Annotated in this window: 16 protein-coding genes; 7 read left to right on the top strand and 9 right to left on the bottom strand. The window is 77.8% G+C overall.

The features are described 5' to 3' along the window. Window positions 1–80: 80 nt before the first annotated feature. Window positions 81–1247 (bottom strand): endo-1,4-beta-xylanase, encoded by a 1167-nt coding sequence (locus EJA20_RS02080; RefSeq protein WP_129336527.1) that lies wholly within the window; start codon window positions 1245–1247, stop codon window positions 81–83. A 293-nt stretch (window positions 1248–1540) separates the two neighbouring features. Here EJA20_RS02080 and EJA20_RS02075 point away from each other — a divergent pair, with 293 nt between their 5' ends. From EJA20_RS02075 to EJA20_RS02065, 3 genes are all read left to right on the top strand, one after another. Then, on the top strand, window positions 1541–1777 hold the full coding sequence (locus tag EJA20_RS02075; RefSeq protein ID WP_129336526.1) for a hypothetical protein: 237 nt from the start codon (window positions 1541–1543) through the stop codon (window positions 1775–1777). Between the two features lie 295 nt (window positions 1778–2072). Further along, the gene (locus EJA20_RS02070) at window positions 2073–2837 is read left to right on the top strand and encodes an AMIN-like domain-containing (lipo)protein (protein ID WP_129336525.1); all 765 of its coding nucleotides are present in this window, start codon (window positions 2073–2075) and stop codon (window positions 2835–2837) included. Window positions 2838–2971: 134 nt separating this feature from the next. After that, on the top strand, window positions 2972–3406 hold the full coding sequence (locus tag EJA20_RS02065; protein WP_129336524.1) for a VOC family protein: 435 nt from the start codon (window positions 2972–2974) through the stop codon (window positions 3404–3406). A 120-nt stretch (window positions 3407–3526) separates the two neighbouring features. Here the strand turns inward: EJA20_RS02065 and EJA20_RS02060 are convergent, their stop codons facing one another. The 6 genes from EJA20_RS02060 to EJA20_RS02035 all read right to left on the bottom strand — a co-directional run bounded on the left by EJA20_RS02060 (window position 3527) and on the right by EJA20_RS02035 (window position 10385). Beyond that, entirely contained in the window at window positions 3527–4093 is a 567-nt protein-coding gene (locus tag EJA20_RS02060) for a GNAT family N-acetyltransferase (RefSeq protein ID WP_240674900.1), read from the bottom strand. Between the two features lie 32 nt (window positions 4094–4125). Beyond that, entirely contained in the window at window positions 4126–6363 is a 2238-nt protein-coding gene (locus EJA20_RS02055; protein WP_129336523.1) for a putative bifunctional diguanylate cyclase/phosphodiesterase, read from the bottom strand. A 26-nt stretch (window positions 6364–6389) separates the two neighbouring features. Next, window positions 6390–8162 (bottom strand): CYTH and CHAD domain-containing protein, encoded by a 1773-nt coding sequence (locus EJA20_RS02050; RefSeq protein ID WP_129336522.1) that lies wholly within the window; start codon window positions 8160–8162, stop codon window positions 6390–6392. A 150-nt stretch (window positions 8163–8312) separates the two neighbouring features. Continuing rightward, window positions 8313–8669: a DUF8129 domain-containing protein gene (locus EJA20_RS19675; protein ID WP_129336521.1), complete on the bottom strand. Its 357-nt coding sequence runs from the start codon at window positions 8667–8669 to the stop codon at window positions 8313–8315. A gap of 106 nt (window positions 8670–8775) precedes the next feature. Continuing rightward, window positions 8776–9945, bottom strand: coding sequence for a zinc-dependent alcohol dehydrogenase (locus EJA20_RS02040; RefSeq protein ID WP_129336520.1), 1170 nt, complete (start codon window positions 9943–9945; stop codon window positions 8776–8778). Continuing rightward, window positions 9942–10385 (bottom strand): hypothetical protein, encoded by a 444-nt coding sequence (locus EJA20_RS02035; RefSeq protein ID WP_129336610.1) that lies wholly within the window; start codon window positions 10383–10385, stop codon window positions 9942–9944. Before EJA20_RS02035 ends, EJA20_RS02040 begins: the two co-directional genes overlap by 4 nt. Before the next feature lie 115 nt (window positions 10386–10500). Between EJA20_RS02035 and EJA20_RS02030 the strand changes: the two genes are divergently transcribed. Both EJA20_RS02030 and EJA20_RS02025 read left to right on the top strand, forming a co-directional pair. After that, window positions 10501–11058, top strand: a complete 558-nt coding sequence (locus tag EJA20_RS02030; RefSeq protein ID WP_129336519.1) for an OsmC family protein — start codon at window positions 10501–10503, stop codon at window positions 11056–11058. 81 nt (window positions 11059–11139) lie between these two features. Continuing rightward, the gene (locus EJA20_RS02025) at window positions 11140–11934 is read left to right on the top strand and encodes a hypothetical protein (RefSeq protein ID WP_129336518.1); all 795 of its coding nucleotides are present in this window, start codon (window positions 11140–11142) and stop codon (window positions 11932–11934) included. Window positions 11935–12054: 120 nt separating this feature from the next. Here EJA20_RS02025 and EJA20_RS02020 read toward each other — a convergent pair whose 3' ends face one another. After that, a complete protein-coding gene (locus tag EJA20_RS02020) occupies window positions 12055–13053 on the bottom strand; it encodes an aldo/keto reductase (RefSeq protein WP_129336517.1) in 999 nt (332 codons plus the stop codon). A gap of 137 nt (window positions 13054–13190) precedes the next feature. Here EJA20_RS02020 and EJA20_RS02015 point away from each other — a divergent pair, with 137 nt between their 5' ends. Together EJA20_RS02015 and ddaH are read left to right on the top strand one after the other, a co-directional pair. After that, window positions 13191–13772: an SRPBCC family protein gene (locus tag EJA20_RS02015; protein WP_129336516.1), complete on the top strand. Its 582-nt coding sequence runs from the start codon at window positions 13191–13193 to the stop codon at window positions 13770–13772. A gap of 79 nt (window positions 13773–13851) precedes the next feature. Next, window positions 13852–14694, top strand: a complete 843-nt coding sequence (gene ddaH / locus EJA20_RS02010) for a dimethylargininase (RefSeq protein WP_129336515.1) — start codon at window positions 13852–13854, stop codon at window positions 14692–14694. A 118-nt stretch (window positions 14695–14812) separates the two neighbouring features. Here the strand turns inward: ddaH and EJA20_RS18560 are convergent. Continuing rightward, window positions 14813–15620 (bottom strand): CAP domain-containing protein (locus EJA20_RS18560; protein ID WP_164983799.1); only part of this gene is annotated, 808 nt, incomplete at its 5' end.

Below are 15620 nucleotides of genomic sequence, written 5' to 3'. Positions count from 1 at the left end.
CCCGCCCCGCACGCGCGACGCCCCGTCGTACCCCCGGACCGGGGGTGCGACGGGGCGCGCGTCGTACGGGGCCCGTCGGGTCAGCGGACCCGCGGCGCCGCGTCCGAGGTCGCGAGGACCTCGCGCAGGTCGGCGAGCTGCGGCTTCGCGTTCAGGTGGTCGTCCCACAGCAGGGCCGCACCCTCGCCGGGGAAGACGCCCGGGATCCAGGAGTTGGAGTCCGCGAGGCCCCACACCGTGTAGGACACGCAGGCCGGGACGGCGAGGCAGGCCTCGAGCGTGCCGACCCAGTACTCGCGCTGGGCGGCGAAGCCCTCCGCCGTGGCGGGGGTGCTCGTCCACTCGCCCTCGTGGTTCTTGCGCGGGGCGACGGCCGTGCGGACGTCGACCTCCGTCAGCGCCACCTCGAGGCCGAGGTCGGCGAACCGGTCGAGGTTGGCCTCGAGGTCGGGGAACCCGTACTGGGTCGACAGGTGGCCCTGGAAGCCCATGCCGTCGATCGGCACGCCGTCGGCCAGGAGGTCCTGGGCCAGGGCGTGGGCCGCGTTGCTCTTCGGCCCCGTGAACTCGAGGTTGTAGTCGTTGTAGTACAGCTTCGCCTCGGGGTCGGCCTCGTGGGCCCAGCGGAAGGCGTCGGCGATGTAGCCGAGCGGGTCGAGGCCGAGGGCGCGGTACGCCTCGGACCAGACGCTGACGCGCGGGGTGCCGTCCTCGTTCAGCGCCTCGTTGACGACGTCCCAGTGCCAGATGTCGCCCTTGTAGTGGGTGACCTGCGTGATCACGTGCTCGCGCAGGATCTCGCGCAGCTCCTCCGGCGAGAAGTCGGAGCTCACGCCGTCCGGCGAGAGCCAGTCCGGCAGCTGCGAGTGCCACACCAGCGTGTGGCCGCGCACGAGCTGGCCGTTCGCCTCGGCGGAGGCGACGAGGGCGTCGCCGGCCGCCCAGTCGAAGACGCCCTGCTGGGGCTCGACGGACTCCCACTTCATGGCGTTCTCGGGCGTCACGGTCGAGAACTGACCGGCGACGAGCTTCGTGTACTTGCGGTCGGCGCCGAGCTGGTCGGCGGCCACCGCCACGCCGATCTCCAGGCCGATGGGCTCGGCCAGGGCGGCGAGCGAGCGGCTCGCCAGGGCCGGCGAGCGGTCGACCGCACGGGGGTCGGCGGGCGCGGCCACGGCGGCCGACGCGCCGGCGGCGGTGACGGCCAGGGCGAGGATGCCCGCGATCAGGGTCTGGGGGTGCTTCACGTCATGCTCCTTCGCATGGGCGCCCCCCCGGGGGGGACGCCGACGGACAGCTGCGTCCGGCCGGGACGCCGTGACCCTACGACGACTCGCAGGGCTTCGCAAACGTTCTCGACATCGTTTAACAGTCGCGCCGACGACCCCGCCCCGCGCGCCTGCGGCACGGCACGGCGGGACTCTCGTGCCCCGGGTGGACGCCGGGCCCTCCCCCGCGCCCCCTGGGGGGCACCGCGCGCACCGCCGGCTCACACCCGGCGCCGACGCGGCACACCGGGTGCGCTCCCTAGCGTGGCCGCATGACCACGACGGCCCCCGCAGCGGCCCAGCTGCCCCTGACCACCACCTCCTTCGACACCACCGACCGCCGGATGCTGCGCGTCCTGTCGGCCGCGAGCGCGGCGGCGCTCGCCGTCGCGGCGATCGGCAGCGCCCTGGCCGGGCCGGGCACGGCGGCCCCGGGTGCCCTCGTCGGGACGGCCCCGGTCGTCGTGACGAGCACCGTCCTCCCCGCCGACGCCCCGCGCCGGGACTGACGGCTCCGGGCCCTCGGTCGCGGGACCCCGGGCTCGAGGACCGACGGGCCGGACCGGCGGGCCGGACCGGCGGGCCAGGTCGACGGGCCAGGTCGACGGGCCGGGTCGACGGGCCAGGTCGACGGGCCGGGTCGACGGGCCGGGTCGACGCGTCCGACCGGCCAGGGCCGGCCGCGCCGGGCGGTGCGCAGCGCGACCTCACCCGCGCGCTCCCTTGCCCGCGCCGCCGGGCACGAGGACCGTGGGTCGTGCAGCGCCGGGGGCGCGTCCGTGCCCCCGGTCGAGGGAGGCCGAGATGTCCACCCGAGCGCGACGTCGCGCACGCCACCCCTCCGGCCGCCGCGCCGCCGCCCTGACGCTGGCGGTGCTCCTGGTGCCCGCCGCGCTGGCCGGGTGCACCGGGGACGACGAGGGGCCCGGCCCCTCCGCCACCGCCGCCCCCGCGCCCGACGCGACGCCGTCCGTGCCGGCCACGCCCGTGCCGGGCAGCCCGGCGCCGGGCGGCGGCCCCACGGGACCGGCGACCGTGCCGCCGCCCTCGCCCGGGCCGACGGTCACCGTCCCCGCGGGCGGGACGGAGGACGACGCGCCGGCCACCGAGGTGCCCTTCCCCGCCGACACCTCCGTCGACACCTCCGTCGACACCGCGGACCCCGCCGGGGAGGCCCGGCTGGGGCTCGTCGACGTGCGCGTCGGGGCGCACGTCGGCTACGACCGGGTCGTCCTCGACCTGGCCGGGACGGGTACGCCCGGGTGGCGCGCCGGGTACACGGCCGACCCCCGGGAGGACGGCTCCGGCGCACCGGTCGCCGTGGCGGGCGGCGCCGTCCTCGGCGTGGTCGTCAGCGGGACCACGTACCCGGGCGAGAGCGGGGTCCCGCCCTACAGCGGCCCCGCGCGGCTCACCCCGACGGGTACGGGCGCCGTCGTCGAGGTCGTCCACGGCGTCGTGTTCGAGGGCCTCACGTCGGTCTGGGTGGGTGTGGACGAGCGGCGGCCCTTCCGCGTCTTCGCCCTGGCGGACCCGCCCCGGGTGGTCGTCGACGTGCGGACCGGGTGACCACGGGGTGCGACGGGGTCCGGGCGCGCTCCGCGACGGGAGGGGCCGCGGGGTCCGGGCGCCGTGTCGGTGGCTCCCGCTAGCGTCGGCGGGGACGCCGGATCGACGTCGTCCGACCGACACGGGGGGCAGACATGGCCACGGGTTTCCAGGTGACGTTCGACGCCGCCGACCCGCTCGCGCTGGGGCGGTTCTGGGGGGAGCTGCTGGGGTACGTGGACCAGCCGCCGCCCGACGGCTTCGACTCGTGGGACGCGTTCCTCGACGCGCAGGGGGTGCCGTCCGACCAGCGCGACTCGGCCTGGTCGGTGGTCGACCCGGAGGGGGTCGGCCCCCGGCTGCTGTTCCAGCGCGTGCCCGAGGGCAAGACGGCGAAGAACCGGGTCCACCTCGACGTGGCCGTCGGCGGCGGCCGCGGCGTCCCGCTGGACGAGCGGCGGGCCCGGGTGGACGCGCGGGTGGGCGAGGTGCTCGCCCTCGGCGCCACCCGGATCGGCCAGGGCGAGGAGATGGGCAGCTACTGGGTGGTGATGCAGGACCCGGAGGGCAACGAGTTCTGCCTCCAGTAGGGGCGGCCGGCGTCCCGGCCGCGGGCTCCTGCGGTGCGGTGGTGGTCGTCGGGCCGGCGCTGCGGAACGCCCTCGGGCGGGACCGACGGGCCCGGGCGTCCGCCCACGGACGGCCTGCCGTCAGCGCGGGTCGGTCTCCAGGATGCTCATGAGCACGGCGTCGACCCACTCGCCCCGCCAGCGCAGGTCGTGGCGGCGGCGGCCCTCCACGACGAAGCCGGCCTTCTCGTAGGCCCGCTGCGCCCCGGGGTTGTACGCCAGCACGTCGAGCGTCACGCGGTGCAGGCCGATCCCGGAGAAGGCGTGCTCGACGACGGCCCGGGTCGCCTCCGTGCCCAGGCCGCGGCCGCGCCCCTCGGGCAGCAGGGCGATGCGGAAGTTCATCGTCGCGCTCTCCGCGTCCAGGTCGTTGAGGACGACCTCCCCGAGGTACGCACCGTCCTCGGCGCGCGTCACGGCCCAGTCGAGACGGTCGTCGGACGCGGCGAGCCCTGCCAGCCAGCGGTCGACGGACGCGCGCGTGAACGTGGCCGTCGTGCCGGTCAGCCGGTTGCCCTCGTCGTCCTGCAGCAGGCGCCACGTCCCCTCGGCGTGCTCAGGGCCGAGCGGTACGAGCACGAGGTGCTCCGTCCGCAGCGTCGGCCGGGGGCGCAGGGGGCGCAGGGGGGACGTGTCGGGCGTGCTCACGGCGGCACCCTGCCACGGGCCGGGGACGGCTGTCAGTCGCGGCTGCCGGCCGCCGGCACCGCCGTCCCGCTGGCGGTGAGCCAGGCCACGAGGTCCGCCTCGAAGAGGGGCCGCGCGAAGTGGTAGCCCTGGGCGCGGTCCACCCCCGCCTCGCGCACCCAGCGCGCCTGCCCCTGGTCCTCGACGCCCTCCGCGAGCAGGGACAGCCCCAGGTCCCACGTGAGCCGCCGGACGGCGCGCACCACCGCCTGCACGCGCGGCTCGTCGAGCTGCGCGACGAAGGACCGGTCGACCTTCACCTCGTCGAGCGGCAGCGACGCCAGGTAGGACAGCGAGGACCAGCCGGTGCCGAAGTCGTCGATGGAGGTGGCGAAGCCGTGCGCGCGCAGGTCGGCCAGCGCGCGGCCGGCCGCCGTCCGGTCCCGCAGCACGGCCTCCTCGGTGAGCTCCAGGACGAGGGCCTCCGGGGGCAGGCCGTGCCGGTCGACGGCGGCGGCGAGCCGCGCCGTGAGCAGGGGGTCGAGCAGCCCGGCGGGCGCGAGGTTCACCGACACGGCGAGGGGGTGGCCGCCGTCGCGCAACCGGCGGCACGCGGCGAGCGACTGCTCGAGGACGGCCTCCGTCAGCGCCGGCATGAGCCCGGCCCGCCGCGCGGCGCCGAGGAACTCCCCGGGGCCCAGCAGGCCGCGCGTCGGGTGCTGCCACCGCACCAGCGCCTCCACGCCGTGCGGGTGGGGGACGCCGTCGCCCAGCGTCACCTGGGGCTGGAACGCCACGACCAGGTCGCCCTCGCCGATGCCCCGGCGCAGGGTCTCCGCCAGCGTCAGCCGGGTGAGGGCCTGGTGGTGCGCGGCCACGTCGTACACGACCGTCGCCGCGGCGTCCTTCGCGTCGTAGAGCGCGATGTCGGCGCGGCGCAGCAGCTCGTGCACGTCGAGCTCGTCGGGGTCCGTCACCGCGACGCCGAAGCTCGCGGACACGTGCACGGCGACGCCGTCGGCGAGGTGCACGGGGCGCTCCAGCCGCCCGCGGAGCCGCTCCACCAGCGCTCGCGCGACCCTCTCGTCGCCCGCGCAGCACACCGCGAACTCGTCGCCGCCGAGCCGGGCGAGCAGGTCCCCGTCGCGCAGCGCGCCGTGGAAGCGGCGGCCCACGACGGTGAGCAGCTCGTCGCCCGCCGGGTGCCCGAGGGAGTCGTTGACGTCCTTGAACCGGTCGAGGTCGATGAGGACGACCGCGACGGCCTGCCCCTGCCGGGCCGACTCGACGCCCTCGAGGAACGCGCGGCGGTTGGGCAGCTCCGTGAGGACGTCCGTGCGCGCCTCGACGCGGCTCTCGGCCAGCGCGGTCGCGTCGACGGCCAGGCGCACCGTCCGCACCAGGCCCACGAGGACGGCCGCCGCGGCGCAGGCGACGACGACCGGGCTCTCGCGGAACGTCGTCACCGCCAGCATGAGCACGCTCGTCGTGGTGCCCACGAGCGGGACGACGACCCCCCACACGGGGGCGCCGGGCGTGTCCGCCGCGCGCCGGCGCACGTGCGCGCCGAGCGCGAGGAGCCCGGCCGAGACGATCCAGAGCGTGTCGACCGGCCCGCCCCGGACGAAGACCCCGTCCGACTGCTGCAGGGCGTAGAGGAGGTCGGCGACCGCGAACGCCCCGAAGCCGAGGCCGAGACCGGTCCAGGTGGGGTCCGGCCGCCAGGAGCGCACCGCGAGGGCCACGAGGACGAGCGCGACCAGGACCAGGTCGCCGACGGGGTAGAGCAGCGCCGTCGCGACGTCCTCGACGTCCCCGCGGACCTCCGGCCGGGCGATCGACAGGACGACGGCGCCGGCCGAGAGCGCCGCGATGAGCCCGTCCGCCCCGAGGGTCAGCGGCGCGTCGTTCCGGACGCGCCGCACGTGGCGGACGATCGAGGCGTAGGCGAGGAGGTAGAAGGCGACCCAGAGGACGTCGGACGGCGTGGGGAAGTCGAACGGGAGCCACGGGTCCGCGTCCAGCCAGAGCAGGCTGCCCGTCCCGTAGGCGACGAGACCGGCCGCGAGCATCACCCACGAGGCGCGGTCGGCACGGTCGAGCACCGCGCGCACGGCCACGACGAACGCCGCGAGGGCGAACGCGCCGACGAAGAGCGCGCCGCCCACGGGGCGGGGCACGTCGACCGACGTGAGCGCCGCGACCCCGTGCACGACCGCCGCGAGCGCGAGCAGGACGAGCGCGCCGACGGCCGCCGCCCGCAGGGCGCGCGCGGTGGGGGCGCTCGTCATGCGCCGATCCTGCCCGCTCCCGCCCCTCAGCCCAACCAGCGGCGCAGACGGCGGCGGCGCGCCGCGCGCCAGGCCTTCTCCACGCGGGCCCCCGCGGCGGCCGCGCGGTCACGCTCGACGGCGTCGAGGCGCCCGAGGAGGAAGGCCGTCCGCCGCGCCGTGCCGCCCTGGCGGGCCGTGCGGGCGAGGGTCTCGCGGGCGACCACGGCGTCCTGGTGCTCCCCCAGCACCTCCTGCACGCCCTCGACGGCCGCGGCGAACCGCGCGGCGTCCTTGCCGAAGGCCGGCGCGACGGACTCCGCCGCGTACCGCGCCCTCTTGGCCGCCTTGCGCGCCTCGTGCCAGGTCCGGTCGCGCTCCTCGCCCGGGGGCAGCGACCTCGCCCGCTCCACCAGCCGCCGCAGCCGCTTCCAGGACCAGCGCACCCGCCCCGGCAGCACGCGGGAGGCGCGGCGGTCCGCCGCCGGGGTGAAGGGCGGTGCGGCGACGAGGGCGTGCAGGGCGACGAGCAGCGCGCGGTACCGCTCGGAGCCCAGCGACCGGCCCACGCCCTCGAGGGCGGCGCGGTGGTCGCCCTCCAGGCGGCGGTCGAGCGCGTGCAGCGCCTTCTGGTCGTGCCCGCCCTCCGCCCGGGCGGCGCCGACGAGCCGCTCACGGAGCACCTCGGCGTCGCGGGCCGTGCCGAGCTCGCCCGCGAGCCACCTCAGCTCGGCGCGCAGCGGCTCCGTCGTCGCCGGGTCGAGCAGGGGTCGGAACGTGCGCAGCGCCGACCGGAGCCGCCGTGTCGCGACGCGCATCTTGTGCACCGCGTCGGGCAGCTCGAGGCGCACCGCGAGGTCGCGCTCGACGACCTCCCGCACCTGCTCCGCCAGGTGGGCCCGGACGACCTCGGCGGCCGTCGCCCGCGGGGACCGCAGCCGCGCGGCGTCGACCGGGCCCGGCGGGGTCGCGCCGGGCACGTCCCCCGCGGCCCCGTCCGTCGGGTGCTCGTCCTCCGCCCCGCCCCCGCCGCCGGTCGCGCCGGGCTCGGCGCCGGCCAGCGCGCGGGCGCGCTTCGACCCGCTCGACGAGGGCCGCACGCCGGTCGCGCGCAGCGCGGCGTCGAGGCGCTCGAGGAGCCCGGGCTCGCCGTCGACGAGCTCGAGCTCCGCCTCCCGCCACCGCTGCACGGGACCGCTCTGCTCGCCGGCCGCCGCGTCCTCCGTGAGCTCCTCGCCCGGCCCACCCTGGTCACCCTGGTCGCCCTGGTCGCCCTGGTCGCCCTGGTCGCCCTGGTCGCCCTGGTCGCCCTGGCCCGGCGCGGGTGCGGCGGCCGCCGGCCGGACGCGCCGGGCCTCGACCCGGTCGTCGGCGAGCTCGACGAGGACCGGGCCGTCCGGTCGCGCCAGCCGGCGGACGTGCCGGTGCACGCGCAGCCGGGCGACGGGGGCCAGCGGGCCGTCCTCCGTGCGGGCCCGCACGAGCTCGACGAGCTCCTCCGGCACCGTCTCGTCCGCCGTCAGCGGCAGGTGGACCTCCCGCCGCGCAGGGGCGTCGCCGCCCTCGACGGGGACCTTGAGGTGCCAGCCGTCGTCGACCCCGCCCTCGCGCCGGCGCAGGGAGATGCCGTCGGCGGCGAGCCGTCCGTCCGGGGTGTCGAGGTAGACGGTGCGCAGCTCGAGGTCCTCGGCGCTCTCGACGGGCGACGCGTCCTCCTCGCCCCCGCCCCCGGCGCCGGCGAGGAGCTCCGTGAGGGACGGCAGCGCCGCCCCCTCGTCGAGCTCGTACTTGTGCTCCGTCTCGACGTGGCTGGTCGGCATGCCCCAGTTCTATCCCGCCCGGGGCGCGGGGGCACGCGCCGGGCGCGGGGGCGTGGTGCAGGGGAGGACCGCGGGGCGACGGCCGCCCCGACAGGGGGTCGACCGCCGCTCGCAGCGGTGCGCCCGGGCGGTGCCGCCGGCCGGCGGCGGTCAGCTCCGGGGCTGGGCGGGGTTCGTCGGGTCGCCGTGGGAGGGCGGGTTCTGGGCCGGCCCCTGGATCGCCGGGCTCACGGCGCTCCCCCCGGCAGCCCCGGCAGCCCCGGCGGCGAGCTCCGGCGCGACGGCGGCCGGGTCGCCGCCCGAGGGCTCCTCCCCCGCCGCGAGCTCGGACAGCCGGGTGTCCACGAGCTGCAGCACCGGCACGCGGTTCCCGTGCGCCACCTCGTACCGCCGCAGCACCTCGAGCTCCTCGGCCTCCAGCGACCGCAGCCGGTGGCCCAGGCTGCCGATGGGCAGGTGGTCGTAGTCGGGGATCGGCAGCGTGCCGCGGGCCGTCTCGTCGCTCATCGTGACCTCCTGGGTGCGTGCGCCGGCACGGGTCCGGCCGGGCCGGGTCGCCCCGGTCCCTCGTCGTGCCGCCCGACGGCTCCAGGCGGCGGGGACGCCGGCCGCGTCAGGGCGTGAAGACCGCCCGGACGCAGCCGTCCTTCTTGTCCTTGAACAGCTCGTAGCCGTGCGGGGCCTCCTCGAGCGGCATCACGTGCGTCGCGAGGTGCTCCGTGACGATCTCGCCGCGCTCCATGCGCTCGAGGATCCGGGGGATGTACCGCGGCCCGTGCATCTGCGCGCCGCGGACCGTGAGCCCCTTGTTCATCATCGCGCCGACGGGGAACTTGTCGACGACCCCGGCGAAGACGCCGAGGACGAAGACCGTCCCGCCCTTGCGGCACTGGTAGACCGCCTCCCGCAGCGCGGTGGGCCGGTCCGTCTGCAGCCGCAGCTGCTGCTTGACCTGGTCGTAGAGGAAGTCCGGGCCCGGCGCGTGCGCCTCCATCCCGACGGCCTCGATGCAGACGTCGGGCCCCCGGCCGCCCGTCGCCTCCAGCAGCTCGGAGCCCACGTGCTGGGTGCTGTAGTCGATCGTCTCCGCGCCGACGTACCGGCGGACCTGCTCCAGCCGCTCCGGGACCCGGTCGATGACGAGCACCCGCTCGGCGCCGACGAGCTGGGCGACCCGCGCCGCCATCTGGCCCACGGCCCCCGCGCCCCAGATCGCGACGACGTCCCCCGGGGCCACCCCGCCGAGCTCGACGCCCGTCCACGCCGTCGCGACGGAGTCGGAGGCGAACAGCGCCCGCTCGTACGAGACGGCGTCCGGGATGGTGAACGCCGTGTGGTCCGCCATGGGCACCCGGACGTACTCCGCGTGGCTGCCGGCGTTGCCGCCCATGGCGTGGGAGTAGCCGAAGCAGCCGCCGGGCGAGAAGCCCCACAGCGCCTCGGTGATGGCGGGGTTCGTGTTGGTGTTGTCGCAGAGGGAGAACTCCTCGTGGCGGCAGTACCAGCACCGCCCGCACGCGATGAAGGACGACATGACGACGCGGTCGCCCACCCGGTGGCGGCGCACGTCCGCGCCCACCTCGACGACCTCGCCGACGAACTCGTGCCCGATGACGTCCCCGGCCCGCATGAAGGGGATGTACCCGCCGAGCAGGTGCAGGTCCGACCCGCACGAGACCGTGCGCACGACGCGCACGAGCATGTCGGTGGGGCTCTGCACCGTCGGGTCGGGAACCGTCTCGACGGAGAGCTCGTTCACGCCCTGCCAGGTCAGCGCCCTCACAGCCGGCCCCCCTCGCGCCCGTGACGGATGGCGAGCTCCAGCGGCAGCGACGTCACCGTGCGCCGCGTCGTGCCGGGCTCGTCGGGCTGGACGACCTCGCCGACCTCGAGCAGGGACCGCGAGCGCCGCAGCGCGTCCCGCACGTCCGCGTCGACGAGCAGCCCGGGGCGCCGCGCGCGGGCGCGCAGCTCCGTGCCCCGGTCACCGGGTGCCGGCCGCAGGTCGATCTCGAGGTCGTCGCCGAGCGCCGCGAGGGGCTCGGGCGGCGCGGCCGCCACCCCCTGCAGGTCCGCGGGGGCGCGGTCGACCGTCACCGCGTGCCAGCGGTCCGGGCGCGGACGGGGGCGTGCCTTCTGCACCGCGCGCGTCGCCGCGACCGACGCGCCGCCGATCCCCAGCGCCCCCACGAGGGCCGCCGTCCACCGTGCGCTGCCGTCCACCGCGTCCACCCCTCGTCGTCCCGCCCGCCGTGCCCGACCAGCATCACCGAGGCCGCGACGACGCGCATGCGGGCGACCCTCCCGCCCGCCGCGCCCCCGGTGCGACGATGGCGGCATGATCACGCACCTCGACGCCGCCGACGCCGGCAGCCCCGTGGACGTCGCCGACCTCACGGCCGACCCCCGCAACGCGGAGAGCACCGCCCTGTGGGTGGAGCGCACCGGCACCCGCGCCTACACCGGCCGCAGCTCCCGCGGCGCGGAGGTCCGCATCGCCTCCGTCGGCACCCCCGGCGCCTTCTCCCCCGGCGAGCTCCTGAAGATCGCGCTGGCCGCCTGCTCGGGCCTGGCCGCCGACTTCACGATCTCCCGCCGGCTCGGCGACGACGTGCCCGTCACCATCCGCGTCGGCGGGCCGACGGACGAGAGCGCCGACCGCTACCCCGCGCTGGCGGAGGAGCTCGTCGTCGACCTGTCGGGGCTCGACGAGGCGGCCCGCACGCGCCTGCTGACGACGCTCGCCCGCGCCGTCGACGAGCACTGCACCGTCGGCCGGACGCTCGAGCACGGCGCGGAGGTGGCGCTGCGCGTGGTCGACGCGGTGCCCGCCTCGCAGGACGGCCTGCGGGCGGCGGGCGGCCAGGAGCAGCAGGCCGAGCAGCCGGCCGGGTAGGGGCGTGCGCGGGGCCGTCGCACGCTGCCCCACGACCGCGCCACCGCGCCGCGGCGGGGTGCCCGTGCCACGATCGGGACCATGGAGTCCCCTCTCGTCGCGGCGCTCGACAAGGCCCTGCAGATCCCGTCCGACCGGATCCACGACCACGTCCAGACGCTGCGGCGCCGCAACCCCGAGGCCGGTCCCGCCCGCGTCCTGGAGCTGCTCGAGCGCGAGTACATGCTCCTCGTGCAGGGCTCCGGCGGGGCGGTCGGCGCCGCCGCGACGCTCCCCGGCGTCGGCACCGGGACCGCGATGGCGCTCACCGCGGGGGACGTCGCGTCGTTCCTCGCGGCGTCGGCGGCCTTCTCCCTCGCGGTGGCGGACGTGCACGGCATCGCCGTGGAGGACATCGAGCGCCGCCGGGCGCTGCTGCTCACGACGATCCTCGGCGAGGACGGCGCGAAGACCGTCACGGACGCCCTCGGCCTCGGCTCGGCCCGGGCGGCCAGCTCGCTCGTCACCCGCTTCCCGATCGGCACCGTGCGGTCGGTGAACAACCGGCTCGCCCGCCGTCTCCTGCGCAACCAGCTCGCGAAGCGCGGCGGCCTCCTGCTCGGGCGGCTCGTGCCGTTCGGCATCGGCGCGGCCGTCGGCGTCGCCGGGGCGCGGGCGCTGGGGCGCACCGTCGTCGAGGGCGCGCGTGCGACCTTCGGCCCCCCGCCGGAGCGGTTCCCCACGGTCATCGAGGTGGTCGGCACGTCGCCCCGGATCGGCGCCGGCGCGGCCCCCGCGGGCCCGGAGGACCTCGGAGGCCTCGGCACCGTCCACCGGCTGCCCTCCGGCGACGACGGGCGGCGCGGGATCCTGGGACGGCTGCTCCACCGGGACTGACCCCGCAGCGCGCGCCGCAGCGGACGCGGACCGGCCCGGCACCCCTGAGGGTGCCGGGCCGGCGTCGTCACGGGCGCCCGTCGGCGCGCGCCGGGAGGGCGCGAGCGGGGGGGCGGCGCCTCACCAGCGCCCGTGCACGTGCTCCCGGACGCGCTCGTCGTAGACGGCACGCAGCGCGTCCAGGGTGCCGGCGTCGAGCGGGGCCAGGTCGGCCGCCGCGGCGTTCGCCCGCGCCTGCTCGCCCGTGCGCGCACCCGGGATGACGGTCGTGACGCCGGGCTGGTCGACGATCCAGCGCAGGGCGGTCTGCGCCGTCGTCGCCCCCGCGGGCGCCCGGGCGGCGACCTCGCGGGCGGCGGCGACGCCGACCTCGTAGGGGACGCCGGAGAACGTCTCCCCCACGTCGAACGCCTCGCCGTGGCGGTTGTAGGTGCGGTGGTCGTCGGCCGCGAAGGTCGTGCTCTCGTCGTACTTGCCGGAGAGCAGCCCGCTCGCCAGCGGCACGCGGGCGATGATGGCCACGCCCGCCTCGGCGGCGGCGGGCAGGACCTGCTCGAGCGGCTTGCGCCGGAAGACGTTGAGGATGATCTGCACGGACGCGACGTGGGGCCGGGCGATGGCGGCCAGTGCCTCGGCGACGGTCTCGACGGAGACGCCGTAGGCCGCGACGCGCCCCTCGTCGACGAGGGTGTCCAGCGCCTCGTACGTGGCGTCCGTGCCGAGGACCGCGGACGGCGGGCAGTGCAGCTGCACGAGGTCGAGGGTGTCGACGCCGAGGTTCTGCCGCGACCGGTCCGTCCAGGCGCGGAACGCGTCGAGCGTGTACGCCTCCGCCACGTGCGGGTCGGCACGGCGGCCCATCTTCGTCGCCACCGTCAGCGGGCCGCCCGGGCCCGTCCCGCCCCGCTCGGCGACGAGCTGCCCGACGAGCCGCTCGCTGCGCCCGTCGCCGTAGACGTCGGCCGTGTCGAGGAAGGTCACCCCCGCGTCGACGGCGGCCGCCAGGACCGCGAGCGCCTGGTCCTCCCCGACCTCGCCCCAGTCCGCGCCGAGCTGCCAGCACCCCAGCCCCACGACGCCGACGGACCGCCCCGTCCTTCCCAGCACACGAGTCTCCATGCGGCCGACGCTAACCGAGCCGGCGCGCACGCGCTCCCACGGGCCCCGGCGCCGACCCGTCCGGCTGCCTGTGGAGACCCCGGGGGGCCCGGCGTCCCCGGTCGCCCGCGTCCCGGCCCGTGGCTACGCTCCCCGCCATGCCCGAGACCCAGCACGGCGGCCCGGTGCCGTCCGCGTCCCCCACCGGCGGGACCCCGGACGCCGACGGCTCCGCGGGGCCCGCCGGGGTGCCGACGGTGCGCGTGACCCGGTTCTTCGACGTCCCCGCGCCGCTGGCGTTCGCGCTGCTGGCGGACGGGCGCAACCACGGCGCGCTCATCCCGCTCACGCGCGTGACCGGGGACGACCCGGCTGTCGGCGAGGTGATCCGCGCCGTGTCGGGCCCGTTCGCCCGTCGCTCCGGCCGCGGCCTCGTCGACACGATGCGGATCGACCGGTGGGACCCGCCGGCGGGCGCCGCCCCGGGTGACGCACCGGGGCGGTCCCGCTTCACGAAGCTCGGACCCCTCCTGCTCGGCACGGCGGGGATCGACGTCTCCCCCGCGCTCCCCGTCGGCGGGAGGGAGCGGTGCCGCGTCACGTGGACGGAGACCGTGCACCTGGCCGGACCGGTCCCGGCGCGGCTGACGGGCCCCCTGCTGGCCCCCGTCCTGCGCGCGATGCTCCTGTGGTCCCTGCGGGCGGCGGACCCCTACCTGCGCGGGCACGCCGGCGCCTGACGCCCGCCTCACGGGGGTGGGCCCGCGCCCGTCGTAGCGTGGGCGCGTCCACCGGTCCTCACCACTCCCGAGGAGCTCCATGACCCGCGCGACCACCCGCACCGCGCCCGGCGCCACCCCCCGCCGGTACCTCATGTGCGAGCCGACGTTCTACACCGTCTCGTACGAGATCAACCCCTGGATGGACCGCTCGCGCGCGACCGACACGCAGCGCGCCGTCGACCAGTGGCGGCGCCTGCGCGACGTCTACCTCGAGCTCGGGCACACCGTCGACACCATCGAGCCCCTGGCCGGGCTCCCCGACATGGTCTACGCCGCCAACGGGGCCACCGTCCGGGGCGGGGTCGTGTACTCCGCGCGGTTCCGGCACCCCGAGCGCCAGCCGGAGGGGCCGGCGTACGAGAAGTGGTTCGCCGACCACGGCTTCGTCACGCACACCGCCGACGAGATCAACGAGGGCGAGGGCGACATGCTCCTCGTCGGGGACGTGCTGCTGGCGGGCTGCGGCTTCCGCACCGACCGCGCCGCCCACGCCGAGGCCGGTCGCGTGCTGGACGTCGAGGTCGTCGGCCTGGAGCTCGTCGACCCGCACTACTACCACCTCGACACGGCGCTGGCGGTCCTCTCGAGCGACCCCGCCGACCCGCAGGTCGCCTACTACCCGCCCGCCTTCTCCGACGCCTCGCGCGCGGAGCTCGAGCGGCGCTTCCCGGACGCGGTCCTCGCGACGACGACGGACGCCGCCGGGCTCGGCCTCAACGCGGTGTCCGACGGCGAGAACGTCGTCGTCGCGCCCGCGGCCGTGGACCTCGCGGAGCAGCTGCGCCTGCGCGGCTACCGGCCCGTGCCCGTCGACACCACCGAGCTCCTCAAGGGCGGCGGCGGCGCGAAGTGCTGCACCCTGGAGATCCGCTCCGCCTGACGCCCCCGCCCCGGCCGGCGGAGACGTCGGCCGGGACGAGCCCCTGGCGGTGCCGTCCGCGCGGTCGCCCCCGACCCCTACGCCGGCCGGGGGCGCAGGGACTCGGCGCAGGGACCCGTCAGGAGAACGCGACGACGCCGTAGAGCCAGCCGCCGAGCCCGGCGCCGCCCACGGCCATCGCCGTCACGTCCGTGCGGTCCATCTGCGCCCTGTGCGGAGGCGACGCCTCCCACGCCGCGACGAGGGACCCCGCGCTGCCGTCGCTCACGCACCCGACGACGTGGTCGGCGCCCGAGTGCCAGATGCCCCCGGCGTCGGCCTGGGTGACGGCGTGTTCGACGAGGCCGCCCGACCGCGTCACCGACAGCGCGGGCAGACCCCGCGCCTCCCGGTAGGCGTTGACGGCCGCGCCGACGGCGGTGACCCCGAGCTCGCCGGCGCCGGGGCCCGTCGGCGCACCCGGGCACTCGAGGCCGCCGGCCGGGATCGTCGCGACCTCCGCCGGGGCCGCGGGCGACCCCGGTGCCGGCGGGGTCGCCGCGGCGTCGGCCGGGGAGGCCGGGGCGACCGGGGACGCGGACCGGGAGGCCGCGCTCGTGCCCCGCCGCTCCTCGTCCGCGGCGGGGGCGCCGGCCTGGGGCGCCGCGGTGTCGTCGGCGGACGCCTCCGCGGCCCGGGCGTCCTCCCCCGCCTGCCGGGCGGCCTGGGCGGCGGTCACCGGAGCGACGAGGGACGGCAGCGCGGCCACCCGGTCGGCGACGACCCGTGCGACCGGTAGCGGGCGGTCGAGGGCGGCCGCGAGCCGTGCGGCGCCCGCGGCCAGCGCCGCACGCTCCGCGTGGGGGGCGGCGGGCGACGTCTCGAGCGCCGCCCGCGCCGCGTCCAGCGCCGCCACCGCCGCAGCCCGCTGCTCCGGGGTGGCCGGT

The organism is Cellulomonas endophytica, assembly GCF_004123805.1.
GTDB classification, from domain to species: Bacteria; Actinomycetota; Actinomycetes; order Actinomycetales; family Cellulomonadaceae; genus Cellulomonas; species Cellulomonas endophytica.
This window is presented reverse-complemented; position numbering and strand designations above follow the sequence as displayed.

Coding starts and splice junctions, on each gene's coding strand:
- EJA20_RS02075 (WP_129336526.1), top strand. CDS start 1,541: ATGACCACGACGGCCCCCGCAGCGGCCCAGCTGCCCCTGACCACCACC.
- EJA20_RS02070 (WP_129336525.1), top strand. CDS start 2,073: ATGTCCACCCGAGCGCGACGTCGCGCACGCCACCCCTCCGGCCGCCGC.
- EJA20_RS02065 (WP_129336524.1), top strand. CDS start 2,972: ATGGCCACGGGTTTCCAGGTGACGTTCGACGCCGCCGACCCGCTCGCG.
- EJA20_RS02055 (WP_129336523.1), bottom strand. CDS start 6,363: ATGACGAGCGCCCCCACCGCGCGCGCCCTGCGGGCGGCGGCCGTCGGC.
- EJA20_RS02050 (WP_129336522.1), bottom strand. CDS start 8,162: ATGCCGACCAGCCACGTCGAGACGGAGCACAAGTACGAGCTCGACGAG.
- EJA20_RS19675 (WP_129336521.1), bottom strand. CDS start 8,669: ATGAGCGACGAGACGGCCCGCGGCACGCTGCCGATCCCCGACTACGAC.
- EJA20_RS02030 (WP_129336519.1), top strand. CDS start 10,501: ATGATCACGCACCTCGACGCCGCCGACGCCGGCAGCCCCGTGGACGTC.
- EJA20_RS02025 (WP_129336518.1), top strand. CDS start 11,140: ATGGAGTCCCCTCTCGTCGCGGCGCTCGACAAGGCCCTGCAGATCCCG.
- EJA20_RS02020 (WP_129336517.1), bottom strand. CDS start 13,053: ATGGAGACTCGTGTGCTGGGAAGGACGGGGCGGTCCGTCGGCGTCGTG.
- EJA20_RS02015 (WP_129336516.1), top strand. CDS start 13,191: ATGCCCGAGACCCAGCACGGCGGCCCGGTGCCGTCCGCGTCCCCCACC.
- ddaH (WP_129336515.1), top strand. CDS start 13,852: ATGACCCGCGCGACCACCCGCACCGCGCCCGGCGCCACCCCCCGCCGG.